This window comes from Streptomyces sp. NPDC001980 (genome assembly GCF_040296885.1).
Classification (GTDB): domain Bacteria; phylum Actinomycetota; class Actinomycetes; order Streptomycetales; family Streptomycetaceae; genus Streptomyces.
This window is the reverse complement of sequence record NZ_JBEOYD010000031.1, coordinates 13,088-29,570: the sequence shown is the minus strand read 5'-3', so window position 1 is coordinate 29,570 and position 16,483 is coordinate 13,088. Positions and strand designations below refer to the sequence as shown.

The 16,483-nt window shown below is 70.8% G+C and carries 13 protein-coding genes; 3 read left to right on the top strand and 10 right to left on the bottom strand.

Going from position 1 to position 16,483, the window contains the following annotated elements:
• Window positions 1-112 precede the first annotated feature (112 nt).
• Complete coding sequence (locus ABT137_RS35955) at window positions 113-1,483, top strand: UDP-glucose dehydrogenase family protein (RefSeq protein ID WP_351715341.1); 1,371 nt, start codon at window positions 113-115, stop codon at window positions 1,481-1,483.
• Between the two features lie 24 nt (window positions 1,484-1,507).
• Here ABT137_RS35955 and ABT137_RS35950 read toward each other — a convergent pair whose 3' ends face one another.
• From ABT137_RS35950 to trhA, 4 genes are all read right to left on the bottom strand, one after another.
• A complete protein-coding gene (locus tag ABT137_RS35950) occupies window positions 1,508-2,230 on the bottom strand; it encodes a Mut7-C RNAse domain-containing protein (RefSeq protein WP_351715340.1) in 723 nt (240 codons plus the stop codon).
• A gap of 33 nt (window positions 2,231-2,263) precedes the next feature.
• Window positions 2,264-2,896 carry a TetR/AcrR family transcriptional regulator gene (locus ABT137_RS35945; RefSeq protein ID WP_502984627.1) on the bottom strand — a complete coding sequence of 211 codons (633 nt, stop codon included), beginning with the start codon at window positions 2,894-2,896 and terminating at the stop codon, window positions 2,264-2,266.
• Window positions 2,897-2,901: 5 nt separating this feature from the next.
• Window positions 2,902-4,470, bottom strand: coding sequence for an MFS transporter (locus tag ABT137_RS35940; RefSeq protein WP_351715338.1), 1,569 nt, complete (start codon window positions 4,468-4,470; stop codon window positions 2,902-2,904).
• A 127-nt stretch (window positions 4,471-4,597) separates the two neighbouring features.
• Entirely contained in the window at window positions 4,598-5,314 is a 717-nt protein-coding gene (gene trhA / locus ABT137_RS35935; RefSeq protein ID WP_089099124.1) for a PAQR family membrane homeostasis protein TrhA, read from the bottom strand.
• Window positions 5,315-5,667: 353 nt separating this feature from the next.
• Here trhA and ABT137_RS35930 point away from each other — a divergent pair, with 353 nt between their 5' ends.
• On the top strand, window positions 5,668-7,491 hold the full coding sequence (locus tag ABT137_RS35930; RefSeq protein ID WP_351715337.1) for a phosphoenolpyruvate carboxykinase (GTP): 1,824 nt from the start codon (window positions 5,668-5,670) through the stop codon (window positions 7,489-7,491).
• A gap of 341 nt (window positions 7,492-7,832) precedes the next feature.
• Entirely contained in the window at window positions 7,833-9,806 is a 1,974-nt protein-coding gene (locus ABT137_RS35925; RefSeq protein ID WP_351715336.1) for a calcium-binding protein, read from the top strand.
• 46 nt (window positions 9,807-9,852) lie between these two features.
• On the opposite strand, the gene ABT137_RS35920 is transcribed toward ABT137_RS35925, so the two are convergent.
• From ABT137_RS35920 to ABT137_RS35895, 6 genes are all read right to left on the bottom strand, one after another.
• Window positions 9,853-10,455: a hypothetical protein gene (locus tag ABT137_RS35920; protein ID WP_351715335.1), complete on the bottom strand. Its 603-nt coding sequence runs from the start codon at window positions 10,453-10,455 to the stop codon at window positions 9,853-9,855.
• Window positions 10,442-11,971 carry a vWA domain-containing protein gene (locus ABT137_RS35915; RefSeq protein WP_351715334.1) on the bottom strand — a complete coding sequence of 510 codons (1,530 nt, stop codon included), beginning with the start codon at window positions 11,969-11,971 and terminating at the stop codon, window positions 10,442-10,444. The genes ABT137_RS35920 and ABT137_RS35915 overlap by 14 nt, the downstream gene beginning before the upstream one ends.
• Window positions 11,968-13,167 carry a toxic anion resistance protein gene (locus ABT137_RS35910; RefSeq protein WP_351715430.1) on the bottom strand — a complete coding sequence of 400 codons (1,200 nt, stop codon included), beginning with the start codon at window positions 13,165-13,167 and terminating at the stop codon, window positions 11,968-11,970. The genes ABT137_RS35915 and ABT137_RS35910 overlap by 4 nt, the downstream gene beginning before the upstream one ends.
• A 32-nt stretch (window positions 13,168-13,199) precedes the next feature.
• A complete protein-coding gene (locus tag ABT137_RS35905) occupies window positions 13,200-14,276 on the bottom strand; it encodes a hypothetical protein (protein ID WP_351715333.1) in 1,077 nt (358 codons plus the stop codon).
• Between the two features lie 278 nt (window positions 14,277-14,554).
• Window positions 14,555-14,962, bottom strand: a complete 408-nt coding sequence (locus ABT137_RS35900; RefSeq protein WP_351715332.1) for an SCO4983 family protein — start codon at window positions 14,960-14,962, stop codon at window positions 14,555-14,557.
• A gap of 93 nt (window positions 14,963-15,055) precedes the next feature.
• Window positions 15,056-16,267, bottom strand: coding sequence for a pyridoxal phosphate-dependent aminotransferase (locus tag ABT137_RS35895; protein WP_351715331.1), 1,212 nt, complete (start codon window positions 16,265-16,267; stop codon window positions 15,056-15,058).
• Between the last annotated feature and the right edge of the window lie 216 nt (window positions 16,268-16,483).

Below are 16,483 nucleotides of genomic sequence, written 5' to 3'. Positions count from 1 at the left end.
CACCCGGGCCCCACGCGGCCGCAGTTCCCCCTCCTGCACCCGCTTCACCCACTTCACCCACGCGTGTCTTCGGCATGCGCGCTTTCCGCCCGGACATCCCCTCGGAGGCATCATGGACACTCTTTCCGCCGCCACCCACGGCTCCGGCACCACCGTCGGCGCCGACGCTCCCCGCCTGACCGTCATCGGCACCGGCTACCTGGGCGCCACGCACGCCGTGTGCATGGCGGCCCTCGGCTACGAGGTGCTCGGCGTCGACGTCGATCCCGGCAAGATCGAGCTGCTGAGAGCCGGGGAGGTGCCGTTCTTCGAGCCAGGACTGCCCGAACTCCTGGTCAAGGCCCAGGAGTCCGGCCGGCTGCACTTCACGACCAGCCTCGCCGAGGCCGCCGCCTTCGGCGACATCCACTTCGTCTGCGTCGGCACCCCGCAGCAGCCCGGCTCCTACGCCGCGGACCTGCGCTACGTGGAGGGCGCGGTGACCGAGCTGGCCCGGCACCTGAACCGGCGGGCCCTGGTGGTCGGGAAGTCGACGGTGCCGGTGGGCACCGCGGCCCGCCTTGCGGAGCTGGTCCGCACCACCGCCCCGGCCGGGGACGCCGTCGAACTCGCCTGGAACCCGGAGTTCCTGCGGGAGGGCTTCGCCGTGGAGGACACCCTGCACCCCGACCGGCTGGTGTTCGGCACCGAGTCCGCGTGGGCCGAGCAGCAGCTGCGCGCCGCGTTCGCGCCCGTCATCGCCCAGGGCACCCCGGTGGTGGTCGCCGACCTGCCGACCGCCGAACTGGTCAAGGTCGCCGCCAACTCCTTCCTCGCCACGAAGATCTCGTACATCAACGCCATGGCGGAGGTCTGCGAGGCCACCGGCGCCGACGTGCACCGGCTGGCGGAGGCGCTGGCCTACGACGACCGGATCGGCGGCCGGTTCCTGAAGCCGGGTCTCGGCTTCGGCGGCGGCTGCCTGCCCAAGGACATCAGGGCGTTCATCCACCGCGCCGAGGAACTGGACGTCGCGCAGGCGGTCGCCTTCCTGCGCGAGGTGGACGCGATCAACCAGCGCCGCCGGGCCCGCACCGTGGACCTGGTCCGCGAACTGGTCGGCGGCGATCTCGCCGGGACGAAGGTGGCCGCGCTCGGGGCGGCCTTCAAGCCCAACTCCGACGACATCCGGGACGCCCCGGCGCTGGACGTCGCCGCCACCCTGCACCGGGCCGGTGCCCAGGTGACGGTCTACGACCCGGTGGCCATGGACAACGCCCGCCGCGTCCACCCCGAGCTGGCGTACGGCACCGACGCGCTGCAGACCGCCACGGGCGCCGACGTCGTGGTTCTGCTCACCGAGTGGACGCAGTTCCGGGAGATCGACCCGGAGGCCATGGGCGCCGTGGTGAACCGGCGCCGGGTCGTGGACGGCCGGCACGCCCTCGATCCCGCCCAGTGGCGGGCGGCCGGCTGGGAGTACCGGGCGCTGGGCCGCAACTGACCCCGGACCGGCGCCGGTTCAGGTTCAGGCGAACTCGGCGAGGGCGCGCGCCACGATGGCCTCCAGCTGCCGGTGGTGCGCGCCCTTCCAGTACGCGCGGCCGCACTCCGCGCACTGCGCGAAGACGTCGTACGACTTCTGTGTCCCGCCCTTCAGCTGGTCCGCCACCTCGTCCTTCGTGGCCTCCCTGAGCAGGCCGTTGCAGGCGGTGCAGCGGGTCCACGGGCGCAGGTCGGGGGCGAACCGGTCGAGGACGTCGTGGAGTTGGTCGTCGGGTCCGGTGCTGTAGACGTAGCCGCCGGCCCAGAGTTCGCGGCGGCGCAGCAGGCCCCGGTCGCGGCTGAGCAGTACGCGCTTCTCGGCCGCCGAGCGGGCCGCGAGGGCCGGGTCGCCGATGTCCGTCGACTCGTACGCCGTGTCCACGCCGAGGAGGCGGAGGCGGCGGGCGAGGGTGCCGAGGTGGACGTCGAGGAGGAAGCGGAGCGGGGCGCCGGGGACGCGCTGGGGGCGGGTGACCGGGCGTACGGTCACCCGCTCGCCGTGCGCCGGGATGTGGGCCACGGGGACCTCGCGGCCGTCCACCACCAGGGCGCCCACCTCGGTCAGGGGGACGCCCAGGGATTCGATGACGTGGCCGAGGGTCGAGACGCCGTCGACGGTGAGGGGGTGGACGCCGACGCGGCGGGCGTGCGGGACGAACAGGGCCAGCTCGGGGGCGACTTCGACCTGGATCTCGGAAGCGTTCACCTGGTCAGGATGGCACGGGTGACGGCCGTGACCTCAGTGCTTTTCCGGGGGCAGGCCGTGCTCGATGACGTTCAGCGCACGGTCGACGAGGGCGTCGAAGTCGGGCTCGTGCTCCTGTTCCGCCCAGTACATCGAGGTCTCCATCAGTCCGCCGACGATGGACATCGCGTAGACCCGTACCTCCAGGCTGTCCGGGTCGAGGCCGGTGCGCTCGCCGATGGCTCGCCGGAACATGCGGCCGGTGCTCGACATGCTCTCCATCATCCGCGAGCGCACCGCCGGCACCTCGACCATCAGCCGGGTGCGCAGCCGGGAGACCACGGGGTCGTCCTTCATGCCCATCCTGATCGCCCGGTGCATCACATGGCGGAGGGAGACCGGCCACGGCTCGTCGGCGGGCCGCGCCCGGAGCTCCTCCATGATGAGCGGGTCGTACTCGTCCGTGAGGACGATGTCCTCCTTGGTCGGGAAGTACCGGTAGACCGTCGACGGCGACACCTCGGCCCGCTCGGCGATCTGCTCGATCGTCGTCGCGTCGTACCCCTGCTCCTCGACCAGCGCGTACATCGCGGACCGGATCGCCTCGCGGGTCTTGATCTTCTTGCGTTCGCGCAGGCCGAGCCGGGGGTTGTCGGCGGGGGAGAGGGGGGTGTGTGCGGCCGTCATGCTGGTCATTGTCCGGCATCGGCGGTGGCAGGGGCCACGGCCGGGGACTCGTTCCCTTCGGTACGGCGCTCGGCGGGGGTGTTGGGCAGGAGCGCGGCGGCCAGCAGGGCGGTGGCGAGCGCGGCGATGCCGCACACCAGCAGGACCAGGCCCATGCCGTGGACGTACGAGGCGTTCGCGGAGGCGACGAGGTGGGCGGAGCCCGCCTTCCCGGCGACCAGGTGGGCGGCGACCACCGACTCGCCTGCGGTGTGGCCGAGCGGGGCGGGCAGCCCGGTGACGTCGAGGCGGTCGCGGAAGGTACTGGCCAGCAGGCTGCCGAGCAGGGCGATGCCGATCGCGCCGCCGACCTGGCGTGTGGTCATCAGCAGCCCGGAGCCGCTGCCGGCCCGGTCCGCGGGCAGGGCGCCGAGCGCGCCGTCCATCGAGGGGACCACCGAGAAGCCGAAGCCGAGGCCCGCGATGGACAGCCACAGCGCGGTGAAGCCGTAGCCGTCGCTCACCGAGGTACGGCTGCCGAGCAGGGCGGCGAAGGCGAGCACGACCAGGCCGGCGGCGACCACGGCGCGGGCGCCGAAGCGGGCGACGACCGGCTGGGCGGCCCGCGCGGCGATGATCAGGCCGCCCATCATGGGCAGCAGCCGCAGGCCGGTGCCGAAGGCGTCGTTGCCGAGGACCGCCTGGAGGTACTGCGGCAGCACGAACAGCAGGCCGGACAGCACGAACATCACGAGCGTGGCCGCGAGGGTGTTGAGCAGGAAGCCGCGGTGGGTGAGGAGCTCCATGTCGAGCATCGGGCGGTGGGCCCGGCGTTCGCGCAGCACCAGGGCGGTGACGAGGACGACGGCGACCGCGAACAGGGCCAGCACCAGCGGGTCGCCCCAGCCGCGGCCGGGGGCCTCGATGATCGCGTAGACCAGGGCGCCGAGGCCGATCGCGGTGAGCGCGGTGGAGAGGGCGTCGACCTTGGGGGAGGCGGGGTCGCTGGTCTCGGGGAGCAGGAAGACGCAGGCGGCGACGCCGATGGCGGCCATCGGCACGTTGATCAGGAAGACCGAGCCCCACCAGAAGTGGTTGAGCAGGAAGCCGCCGATGATCGGGCCGAGCGGCAGGCCGAGCGCCGAGGCGGCCGAGACGATGCCGACGGCCCGGGTGCGCTCGGCCGGCCCGAACAGCGAGGGCAGCACGGACATCGCGAGCGGCATGACCAGCGCCGCGCCTATGCCCATGGCCGCGCGGGCGGCGATCACCCAGTTCACGTCGCCGGCCAGCGAGCCCATCACCGACCCGGCCAGGAAGATCAGCAGGCCGACGACGAGCATCCGGCGGCGGCCGAAGCGGTCGCCGAGGAGTCCGGCGGGGAGCATCAGCGACGCGAAGACGATGACGTACGCGTCCGCCATCCACTGCTGCTGGCTGGTGGTGGCGCCGAGCTGCTCGGCCATCGTCGGGAGCGCCACGTTGAGGATCGTCGTGTCGAAGCCGAGCACCAGCATGCTCGCGACCAGGGCACCGAGGGCCCACCAGCGGCGGGGGTTCTGGTGCGTCTCTTCAAGATGAGTGACAGTAGCCATGAAATGAGAGTAGCTCTCAAAATCCAGTTGCTGTCAATGGCGAGTCGATGTCGTAATATGGAAGAGGGCATGAAAAAAGTGGCCACGGCTCGGGAGCCGTGGCCACTTCGAGGAGCGGCGGTGGGGGCTACGCGTGCTGGTAGGCCACCAGGGAGATGCCGACGTAGTGCACGACGAAGGCGGCCAGCGTCAAGGAGTGGAACACCTCGTGGAAGCCGAAGTAGCGCGGTGACGGGTTCGGGCGCTTGATGCCGTAGATCACGCCGCCCGCGCTGTAGAGGAGACCGCCGACGACCACCAGGACCAGGACCGCGATACCGCCGGTGCGCATGAAGTCGGGCAGGAAGAAGACCGCCGCCCAGCCCATCGCTATGTAGCAGGGCGTGTACAGCCAGCGCGGTGCGCCGACCCAGAAGACCCGGAAGGCGATGCCCGCGGCCGCCGCGCCCCAGATGCCCCATAGCAGCCACTGCCCCTTCGCTCCGGGCAGCAGCAGCATGGTCAGGGGTGTGTAGGTGCCCGCGATGATCAGGAAGATGTTGGCGTGGTCGAGTCTGCGCAGGATGCCGTCCATGCGCGGGCTCCAGTTGCCCCGGTGGTACAGGGCGCTGACGCCGAACAGCAGGCATGCCGTCAGGGCGAAGATCCCGCAGGCGATGCGGCCGCGCGGTGAGTCGGCGAGGGCGGTGAGGACGAGGCCCGCGACGAGTACGGCCGGGAACATGCCCAGGTGCAGCCAGCCGCGCAGCTTGGGCTTGACCTGTTGTGACAGGGAGGAGAGCGCGGCGGGGCCACGGCCGGCGGCCGGCGAGTCCGTGGGCGCGTCGGGGACGGGCGCAGTCATGAGGGGCATCGTACCTACGGAACCGTAAGTTACGGATCAGTCCCGCTCGATGACCGCCGGAGAGTGGCCATCGTCTCACGGAGCCTCGGTTGCGCTCACATCGGTGAGCAAAAAGACCATGAGGCGAACTCAATGTGGACGCAAAGAAACGCAGGTGGGCGCAGAAACCGTGGCCTTCCTCACGTCGCTCATCTGTGACTCCCTCTGGACAGATGGGAGATCGAGTCGGAGGATCAAATGAGTGCGGTCGGCACCGGATGAGCGGCTACGAAGCGTCCGGGTCGCAGCCCCCACGGGGCAACAAGGCCTGAAACAGGGCCGCAAGATCAAAAATCCCTCATTTAGGAGCAATCGTGGCGCGCGACAACGCGGCTCCCACCGTCATCCCCACCCACCATCAGGAACTGGTCTCGTGGGTCAACGAGATCGCCGAACTGACGCAACCGGACAGCGTGGTCTGGTGTGACGGATCCGAGGCCGAGTACGAGCGACTGTGCGAGGAGCTCGTGGCGAAGGGCACCTTCAAGAAGCTCGACCCGATCAAGCGCCCCCACTCCTACTACGCGGCCTCCGACCCGACCGACGTCGCCCGGGTCGAGGACCGCACGTTCATCTGCTCCGAGCGGGAGCAGGACGCCGGCCCGACCAACCACTGGAAGGCCCCCGCGGAGATGCGGGAGATCTTTTCCGGCGAGAAGGGCCTGTTCCGCGGGTCGATGAAGGGCCGGACGATGTACGTCGTCCCGTTCTGCATGGGCCCCCTCGGCTCGCCGCTGTCCGCCCTCGGCGTGGAGATCACGGACTCGGCGTACGTCGCCGTCTCGATGCGCACGATGACGCGCATGGGCCAGGCCGTCCTCGACGAGCTCGGCGACGACGGCTTCTTCGTGAAGGCCGTCCACACCCTCGGCGCGCCGCTCGCGGAAGGAGAGGCGGACGTGGCCTGGCCGTGCAACCAGACCAAGTACATCTCGCACTTCCCCGAGTCGCGCGAGATCTGGTCCTACGGCTCCGGCTACGGCGGCAACGCCCTGCTCGGCAAGAAGTGCTACGCCCTGCGCATCGCGTCCGTCATGGCGCGCGACGAGGGCTGGCTCGCCGAGCACATGCTGATCCTCAAGCTCACGCCCCCGCAGGGCGAGTCGAAGTACGTCGCCGCAGCCTTCCCGAGCGCCTGCGGCAAGACGAACCTCGCCATGCTGGAGCCCACCGTCTCCGGCTGGACCGTGGAGACGATCGGCGACGACATCGCCTGGATGCGGTTCGGCGCGGACGGCCGCCTGTACGCGATCAACCCCGAGGCCGGCTTCTTCGGCGTCGCGCCCGGCACCGGTGAGCACACCAACGCCAACGCGATGAAGACGCTGTGGGGCAACGCGGTCTTCACCAACGTGGCGCTGACGGACGACGACGACATCTGGTGGGAGGGCATGACGGAGGAGACTCCGGCCCACCTCACCGACTGGAAGGGCAACGACTGGACGCCGGGCTCCGAGACCCCGGCCGCCCACCCCAACGCCCGCTTCACCGTCCCCGCCGCCCAGTGCCCGATCATCGCGCCGGAGTGGGAGGACCCGAAGGGCGTGCCGATCTCGGCGATCCTCTTCGGCGGCCGCCGGGCCACCGCCGTACCGCTGGTGACCGAGTCCTTCGACTGGAACCACGGTGTCTTCCTCGGCGCCAACGTGGCGTCCGAGAAGACCGCCGCCGCCGAGGGCAAGGTCGGCGAGCTGCGCCGCGACCCGTTCGCGATGCTGCCGTTCTGCGGCTACAACATGGGCGACTACATGGCCCACTGGATCGACGTGGCCAAGGACAAGGACCAGGCCAAGCTGCCGAAGATCTACTACGTCAACTGGTTCCGCAAGAACGACCAGGGCAAGTTCGTCTGGCCCGGCTTCGGCGAGAACTCCCGCGTCCTGAAGTGGATCGTGGAGCGGCTGGACGGCAGGGCCGAGGGTGTGGAGACGCCGATCGGTGTGCTGCCGACCCGGGACGCCCTCGACACCGAAGGGCTCGACCTCGCCGACAGCGACCTCGACTTCCTGCTGACCGTCGACAAGGAGGTCTGGCGGGAGGAGGCGGCGCTCGTCCCCGACCACCTCAACACCTTCGGCGAGCACACGCCGAAGGAGCTGTGGGCCGAGTACCGGGCGCTGGTGGAGCGGCTGGGCTGAGTCCCCGAGTGAAGACTCCGCGGCCGGTACGGGTGTGCCCTGACCAGCGATCGTCACGACCGGCCGCGGTGTGAACCGGCGAGGCCGCGTACAACGGAGTGCGCGGCTCCTGGGCCTGTCGTCGCCTGCTCCCGTCCGCCCCGACGGGAGCCCGGTGGCGACAGGCCTTCGCCTGTGTGCGGGCCTCACCCGCGCGGGTGGATTCCTGCGGCCGGTGAGCGCAAGACGGCTCGTGGCGAGCCGACCTGCGGATGTGCGTCGGAACGCTGTCGCCCATGCTCACACCTCACGTTCGATCGTTCACACCTGGTGTTCGATCACTCACGATCCGAGCCGGAACCGTGACAGCCACCCTCCTCGCGCTGCTCCTGGCCCTGCCCGGCACCGCGGTCGCCGCCCCCGGCGACCTGGACACCGCCTTCGCCGGCGACGGCACGGTCCTCACCGACGTCGGTGGCAACGATTCCGCCAACGACGTGGCGGTGCAGTCCGACGGAAAGATCGTCTCGGTCGGCGCCTCGGTCGACGACTCGGTACCGGAGAGCGACTTCGCGCTGACCCGGCACAACCCCGACGGCACCCTGGACACCGGCTTCGGCGGCGACGGCACGGTCACCACCCCCGTCAACAACATGATCACGGACGGGGACCTCCAGTGGAGCGAGGCCCACGCCGTGGCACTGCAGCCCGACGGCAAGATCGTGGTGGCGGGCGGCAGTTGGCGGGGGTACGAGAACTGCTGCTGGTTCACCGTGGCCCGCTACAACACGGACGGCACGCTGGACAGCAGCTTCGGTGACGGCGACGGCCGGGTGTTCACCGACTTCGGCACCCCCGAAGAGGCCATGGACGTCGCGGTGCAGCCCGACGGCAAGATCGTCGCCGCGGGCTATGTCGGCGGCCAGGCCGCGGTGGCGCGCTACAACTCCGACGGCAGTCCGGACACCGGCTTCAGCGGTGACGGCATGGTCACCACCGATCTGGGGACCTCCCTTCAGGAGGGCGGCGACGTACGCGCCCTGGCCCTTCAGCCGGACGGCAAGATCGTGGTCGCGGGCGAGGTCGGGCAGACCCGCTTCGACTTCGTCCTCGTCCGCTACAACGCCGGCGGCTCCGTCGACACCGGGTTCGGCAACAGCGGCATCCAGCGCACCGACTTCGGTGACTACGACTCCGCGGAGGCACTCGCGGTCCAGCCCGACGGCAGGATCGTCGCGGCCGGTTCGAGCGGCGGCCGGGTCGCACTCGCCCGCTACAACCCCGACGGCGCCCTGGACCCGAGCTTCGACGGAAACGGCCTGGTCGTCACCCCCGGCGGCGGCGCCCAGGACATGAAGCTGCAGAGCGACGGGCGGATCGTCGTCGCCGGCAACGGGCCGGGCGGCTTCAACGTCCTGCGGTACAACACCGACGGCGGCCTGGACAGCGGCTTCGGCAACGGCGGCCGGCTGGCCACGAGCTTCGGCGGCAGCGATGTCGCCCACGGCGTGGCCGTCCAGTCCGACGGCAGGATCGTCGCCGCCGGCCAGGGCGGACCGGGCAACGACTTCGCCCTGGCCCGCTACCTGGGCGGCGGAGGCAGCACGCCCCCGCCCCCGCCGCCGCCCAGCGCGGATCTCTCCGTCACCAAGACGGGCCCGTCCACCGTGACCATCGGCGACCGGGCCACCTACACCGTCCGCGTGACCAATGCGACCGCCTCCACCGCGTCCGCCACCGGCGTCACACTGACCGACACCCTGTCCGGAGCGGGCGCGACGCTGATCTCGGCCACGCCCTCCCAGGGCAGCTGCACCACCACCGCGACCGGCGCCACCTGCGCCCTCGGCACCCTGGCCCCGGGCGCCGGCGCCACGGTCACGGTCGTCGCCGAACCCCGTGCAACCGGCACGCTCACGAACACGGCCACGGTCACGGCCACCCAGACCGACCCGGCGACGGGCAACAACACCGCCACGGCGACCGGCACCGTCAACAACTCCCGGGGCTGCACGATCATCGGCACCAGCGGGGCCGACACCCTCAACGGCACCTCCCGCAACGACGTGATCTGCGGCCTGGGCGGCAACGACACCCTCCGCGGCAACGACGGCACCGACACCGTCTACGGCGACTACGGCAACGACACCATCGACGGCGGCCTCGGCAACGACACCCTCTACGGCGGTCCGGGCAACGACACCGTGAACGGATCCTCCGGCAACGACCGTGTCGTCACCACCGACGGTGTGTCCGGCAACGACACCGCCAACGGCGGTGCCGGCTTCGACACCTGCACCACCGACCCGGGTGACGGCCGCATCAGCTGCCCCTGAGCACCCGCTCCCGCCCGGCCCCTCGCGAGCGCGCGGGGGGCCGGTTCTAGTTGTTCCGGTCCTCCAGGTACCGCGTGTGCGTCTCCTGACGCCTGGCCTCCGCGTCCCGCAGCCCGGCCGCCAACTGCTCGGCCTCCTCCTTCAGGAGGGCCAACTGGCGCTCCAGATGCCGCTCCGGCGGCTCCTGCCCGGGCGTCAGACGCGTCCACCACCGCGTCCGCACGAAACTGTCGACCGCCTCCGGGATGTCCTGCCGTACCGTCCGCGACAGGACGTGGACGCCCTCCGGGTCCTGGGCCAGCAGCTCGGCGGCCCAGCCGCGGTCCAGCAACGCCGTCAGCAGGTCGGTCAGTTCGGCGAGCCTGGCCTCCGTCGAGGCGGGCAGGCCGACCTCCGCCAGATAGGTCTCCAGTTTGCGGAAGTCGGCCCGTACCTCCTCCAACTGGGCGGAGGGCGTCGGGAAGTCCGGCAGCGGGGGGCGTTCCGGCGGGGCGATCAGCGCGCCCGCGCCGTACAGGCCCGCGACCACCACCGGCCAGTACGCGCCCGCCACTCCCGTGAAGGTCAGGACCAGGCCGACGAGACCGGCCCCGCTGCCCGTGAGGTTCTTACGGGATTCGAGGTAGGCGAGAGCCTTACTGGTAGCCACGGATCTCCTCGAAGGCGCCGTCCAGGGAGCCCTGCCGGCCGTCGAAGAGACGGCCGCCGGTCAGGGCGGCGATGTGCTGGAGTTCGGCACGGGAGGAGTCGCCGAAGAGGATGGGGAAGACGGGGATCTGCTGCCGGTCGACGGAGAGCTTGTTGTAGAAGTCGTCGAAATCACCGACCTTGGCGCCCGTGGTGTTCTCGCCGTCGGTCATCAGCACGATCGACGTGAACGTGTCCTGGGAGGGGTTCAGCTGGGCGTACGCCTTCTCCAGGGAGGTGTAGATCGCCGTGTTGCCGTCGGCGTGCAGGGCGTCGGTGTCCTTGCGGATCGCGGCGAGGTCGGTCTTGTCGTCGACCACGTGGGTGCTGACGCTCTTCACGTCCGAGCCGAACGGCATCAGGGTGACCTCCTCGCGGTTGCGGAAGTCGCCGGTGAGGCCGGTGAGGGCCGCCTTCAGGCGGGAGAGGCGGTCGCCCTTCATCGAGCCCGAGGTGTCCAGGACGTAGACCGTGCGGGAGGGCCGGCGCAGGTCGTTCTCGTAGGCCGAGATGAGACCGTCGGCCACCGACTTGTTGCCGGGGAAGGGGAGTTCGCGGCGGCGGCTGGTGTCCAGGCCGGCCGCCGGGGCGACCGAGGCCACGACCGGGCGGCGGTGGGTGGTGTCCGTGATGAGCTTCTGCACGGCCGTGGTGCGCAGGTCCTCCGTCACCCGGCGGACGTCCTCGCGGGTGGCGGAGGAGGTCGAGGCCAGGGAGGAGAACGGGTAGTCGGCGGTGATCACGCCGTCCTTCGGGCGGATCACGGTGAGACCGGAGATGCCCTGGAGCACGGACTCGTAGTTGAGCAGGGCGTCGACGGTGCCGCGCCGCTGGTAGGCCGAGGCCAGCCAGCCGGACGAGCCCGAGGTCAGGGTCTGGCCCCTGAAGAACTTCTTCAGCCGGGGAGTCGCCTTGGTGACGTCGTCGTCCGTGAGCGCCGACTGGGCGCCGGAGAGCGCGGAGGCCACCGAGACCAGCGTGGCGAAGCCGGAGTTGGAGCGGGCCGGGTCCGTCATGCCGTACGTCAGCCTGCCGGCTTCCACGGCCTGCTCGACCTGGGACCAGGTGACGTCGGCCGGCTTCCAGCCCAGCGACCGGACGGTGGCCGTCTTCACACCGATCGCGACCGGGCTGGACATGATGGACGTCTCGGAGACGACCTTCTTCGCCGCCTCCGGGCGCAGCCGCAGATAGTCGTCGGAGGACAGCCAGAGCGCGTCGTACCTGCCGTCCGTCTTCCCCTTGGCCAGCAGGTCGATGGCGTCCAGGGTGCCCATGTAGGTGGGCCGGATGGTGACCCCGGTGTCCTTGCGGACCCGGTCGAAGACGGCCGTCATGTCGCTGAGTTCGGAGGAGGCGAGGACCCGCAGGGTGCCGGGCTTCGGGGCCGTGGAGTCGTCGCCGTGGTCCTCGGAGGTGCAGCCGGCCAGGACGACGGCCGCCGCCGCGAGGAGGGCGAGGAGCGGGCGTCTGCTCATGCGAGGCCGCCCTCCAGCGCGCTCTTCGAGCGGCTGCGCTCCAGGTAGGCGCTCGCCTGGTGGAGTTCGTCCGTGAGGGACTGCACGGTGGTCGCCATCGCCTCGGTCGCCTGCACCTTGTAGGTGTCGATGGCGTCGAGGGTCCGGTAGATCTGCTGGAACGCGGCCCGCAGCGTCTCGGCGCCCACGGCCGGGTCGGCGGCGATGCGCTGGATCTCCCCGCTCTGGCTCGCGAGCATCTCGGCGTTGCCCCGGATCAGGTCCTCGGTCGTCCCGCGCAACGCGTTGACCTGCTCGATCACCTTCTTCTGGTTGTCGAGCGCGGAGGCCAGCATCACCGAGATCCGCAGCGCGGAGACGGTGGTGGTGGCGGCGCGTTCCACCCCCTTGATCAACTCGTCGTTGTTGCGCCGTACGACGTCCATCGCGAGGTAGCCCTGCGCGGACACCGCGAGCTGGGTGAGCAGGTCCTGGTGCTTCTGCCGGACCGGGAAGAGCACGTCCGCCCGTACGGCGTCGGCCTCCTGGGGGTCCGGGATCCGGGCGACATGCTGCTCGACGGCGGTGTCCAGGGCCTGGGTGAGGACGACGTACTCCTGGAGCTTGCCCATGGTCTCCCAGAGCCGCACCCGCTCCGTCTGCAACGCCGCGCTGTCCCGCCGCAGTTCGTCCTGCCCGCCGCGCAGCGAGCCCACGATCTTGTTCAACGTCCCCTGTGCGGAGGCGTACTTGGCGACGTGGTCGCGGAGTCTGTTGCCGCCGGGCAGCCGGGAGAGGAACTTGCGGCCCTTGCTCGCGGGCAGGTCGCGCGGGTCCAGGTCCTCGACGACCCGGCGGAGTTCGACGAGCGAGCCGGCCACCTTGGCCTGGGCGTCACCGCCCTTGTCGGGCAGGCTGCGCACGGCACGCTCCAGCATGCGGTTGGACTGCGCGGCAGCGGTGCGCATCTCGCCGGCGCCGAGGCCGGTGATCTCGCCGACCTTGCTCGCGAACTCCGGCGACCGGGCGTCCAGGGCGGCGAGGTCCCGGACGTAGTCGGAGGCCTTGCGCGCCATGTCCGTACGGACGCCGTCGTCGACGGGCACCAGCCCGCCGGCCTTCTCCCGCGGCACGGGCGCCACCGCCTCCGGCGGGGTCAGGGTGAAGACGTCGTCGCCGCTGAGCGTGGGCGGGTGCGCACCGCCGCTCGGCACCATCTTGTCGAAGTTGCTCACAGGGTCCCCCCGGGTCAGCCGCGCGCCCGGCGGGCCATCTCGTGCAGCACCGCGGAGGTGGGCACGGGCGCCTGCCGGACGCCGGTCAGTGTCTGGTTGAGGTAGGCGGCGTGGCCGGCGGTGTCCTTGACGAACTCGGCGGAGTCGCCCGCGGGCCGGAAGCCGTGCCTGACGGCGAGCTTGCGCAGGGTCGGGTCGGTGCTGAGGAGTTCGCCGAGCTGCCGGCCGGCGTCGTCGAGCGGCACGATGGTGTGGTCGCTGTTGACCGTGGTGTCCGGGTAGAGGACGACGAGGTCGTCGGCGCCGTGCTGCTCCGCGAGCAACGACACCACCTGCGACTCGTACAGGCACACCAGCGGGTTGCCGGCGCCGCTGATGAAGTCCCTGAACACCGAGTCGCTGCTGGGCTGTTGCGCCCCCTGCACGCTGACCAGCTTGTGCAGCAGCGGCGCCGTCCTCGCGACGTCACCGTCACTCGCCACCACCCTCCCCCCATTGGCGACATAGGAGGCGTCGGCGAGATACAGCGCGCCGGAGTTGGAGGTCTCCGGATCGGTGCTGGTGATGTACAGCGTCCCGGTCAGCTCTCCGTGCGCCTTGGCCCCCTTGAGCTGCTGCCAGGTCCGGTCGTGCCGGGCGGCGTCCAGGTAGGCGGCCATCTTCAGGGTCCCCTTGCCCTTGCCGTCGAGCGCGGCGAGCCCGTTGGCGGCCAGCACCTCGGCCGCGCTGCGGTGGGCGACCACGACGAGGGGCGAGTAGAAGGGGCGGGGGAGGGGCTGGCGGGCGTGGTACTTCGCGGCCAGCGTGTCGGCAGGCGCCGAGCTGGACGGGAAGGCGAAGTCGTAGCCCTTCAGGTTCAGATCCTCCATGGCCCAGGATCCGGACGCCTCCGTCTTCACGGTGTAGCCCTTGGCGGCGAGGGCCTTCACCACATCGGGATCGGCGAAGAAGTCCGACTTCTCCGAACCGATCACACCGCGCACGGTCTTCGTTGCCGTGCCCTTGTCGTCCCCTTGCCGGCCTGCGACGACGGCAGCCACCACGCCACCGATCAGCAGCACCGCCAGGACGATTCCCGCGATACGTCTCACGCCGGGGAGCGTGCTCGCGGAACTCCACGTTCCTGGGCGACCTGGGTGAACGGGGGGTGAATCGGACGTCCCGGAATACTACGAGGGGCCGAAAATCGCTCAGGGGTCCGCCAAGAGACCCCTTCGGCTGCGGAGAGGGGGCAGCGGAGGGGTGCGAGGTCTGTGGGTGGGCGCGAGGTCTGCGGAGGGGTGGGCGGCTCTTCGGCGGTGGCCGTTTGTGGCAACCCGGTCCGCGCGTCGCTGCGGGAGCGCGCGGACCGGGGCCGTTCGGGGGTGGGTCAGCCGGCCGTGGTGAGTTCCGTGGCCGCCGCGTGGGCGTCCATGCGCTCCGCCGCGAGGATCGCCGCCGCGGTGTCCGCGCGGGACGCCGCGACCACCAGGGCGCGGCCGGCGAGGGCATGCGCGCGCTCGTGCAGCGCGGTCGGCTCCGAGGCCGCCGTCAGCGACGCGCGGACCGGTGTCCGTCCGTCCCGCAGCCGGGCCACCTGCTCGGCCAGCCGGGTCGCGGCGGCGTCGAGGTCGGTGGACGGCGTGAGCGCGCGCAGCTCGTCGGTGACGGCGAGCAGCGCGGCGAGGTGTCCCGCGAGCTGGATGTCCAGCTCCTCCTCGCGCGTCCGGTGGGGGAAGTCGGAAGGGGGGCCGGCCATCGTGCTGTGGACCGACTTGGTGCGGATCGGTTCGTACATGGGAGATGGCCTCCTGTGCTCTGACAGGAAACCATCCTAGCTTAGATTCCGTCTAAAGTTGACCCGCTTCACGGGCGGTGGTCGGGCGGCTGCCTACGACTGGCCGTACCCGTCCAGGAACCGGCCGATCCTGGTGATCGCGTCCCGCAGATCGCCGACCGTCGGCAGGGTCACCACCCGGAAGTGGTCCGGCTCCGGCCAGTTGAAGCCGGTGCCCTGGACGACCATGATCTTCTCCTGTCGCAGCAGGTCGAGGACCATCTGCCGGTCGTCCTTGATCTTGAAGACCTGGGGGTCGAGGCGCGGGAACAGGTACAGCGCGCCCTTGGGGCGGACGCAGCTCACGCCCGGGATCCGGGTGAGCAGGTCGTAGGCGAGATCCACCTGCTCCTTCAGCCGCCCGCCCGGCAGCACGAGGTCGTTGATCGTCTGGCGTCCGCTGAGCGCCGCCACGACTCCGTGCTGACCGGGCATGTTCGCGCACAGCCGCATGTTCGCGAGGATCGTCAGGCCCTCGATGTAGGAGTCGGCGTGCGCCCGGGGCCCGGAGACGGACATCCAGCCGACCCGGTAGCCGGCCACCCGGTACGCCTTGGACATGCCGTTGAAGGTGAGCGTGAGGAGATCCGGCGCGACGGCGGCGGTCGGCGTGTGCGTGGCACCGTCGTAGAGGATCTTGTCGTAGATCTCGTCCGAGCAGACGAGCAGGTTGTGGCGGCGGGCGATGTCGGTCAGCCCGCGCAGCATCGCCTCGTCGTACACCGCACCCGTCGGGTTGTTCGGGTTGATGATGACGATCGCCTTGGTGCGGTCGGTGACCTTGCGCTCGACGTCGGCGAGGTCGGGCATCCAGTCCGACTGCTCGTCGCAGCGGTAGTGCACGGCCGTACCGCCGGAGAGGGAGACGGCCGCGGTCCACAGGGGGTAGTCCGGGGCGGGTACGAGGACCTCGTCCCCGTCGTCCAGGAGCCCCTGCATCGCCATCACGATCAGCTCGGAGACGCCGTTGCCGATGAAGACGTGCTCGACGTCGGTCTCGATGCCGATGGTCTGGTTGTGCATGACGACCGCGCGCCGGGCGGCCAGCAGGCCCTTCGCGTCGCCGTAGCCGTGTGCCGTGGAGACGTTCCGGAGGATGTCCTCCAGGATCTCCGGCGGGCACTCGAAGCCGAAGGCGGCCGGGTTGCCGGTGTTGAGCTTGAGGATGCGGTGCCCCGCCGCCTCGAGCCGCATCGCCTCCTCGAGAACCGGACCCCGGATCTCGTAACAGACGTTGGCGAGCTTGGTCGACTGGATCACCTGCATGTCGGTGAGCTTACGGGGCGGTAACGCCCGTCGGGCCGTGTTTTCCACCACGTGAGACACGTGTGGGGGACGGCCCGAGGACGACCGGAGGGCAACCGGGGCCGGAGCGAGGTCCGCCGATTTGGCCTGTTATCGCCGGTAGCTGTCTCAAAGGGCCCTCCCCTCCCTACAATCCGCGTCCATGCCGAGACCTGCCGAGGACGAGACCGGGGCGCC

What these genes read in the sequence shown, in the direction of transcription:
- ABT137_RS35955 (WP_351715341.1), top strand. Translation starts at nt 113, where the DNA reads ATGGACACTCTTTCCGCCGCCACCCACGGCTCCGGCACCACCGTCGGC.
- ABT137_RS35945 (WP_502984627.1), bottom strand. Translation starts at nt 2,896, where the DNA reads ATGACGGCCGCACACACCCCCCTCTCCCCCGCCGACAACCCCCGGCTC.
- ABT137_RS35940 (WP_351715338.1), bottom strand. Translation starts at nt 4,470, where the DNA reads ATGGCTACTGTCACTCATCTTGAAGAGACGCACCAGAACCCCCGCCGC.
- trhA (WP_089099124.1), bottom strand. Translation starts at nt 5,314, where the DNA reads ATGACTGCGCCCGTCCCCGACGCGCCCACGGACTCGCCGGCCGCCGGC.
- ABT137_RS35915 (WP_351715334.1), bottom strand. Translation starts at nt 11,971, where the DNA reads ATGAGCAGACGCCCGCTCCTCGCCCTCCTCGCGGCGGCGGCCGTCGTC.
- ABT137_RS35910 (WP_351715430.1), bottom strand. Translation starts at nt 13,167, where the DNA reads ATGGTGCCGAGCGGCGGTGCGCACCCGCCCACGCTCAGCGGCGACGAC.
- ABT137_RS35900 (WP_351715332.1), bottom strand. Translation starts at nt 14,962, where the DNA reads ATGTACGAACCGATCCGCACCAAGTCGGTCCACAGCACGATGGCCGGC.
- ABT137_RS35895 (WP_351715331.1), bottom strand. Translation starts at nt 16,267, where the DNA reads ATGCAGGTGATCCAGTCGACCAAGCTCGCCAACGTCTGTTACGAGATC.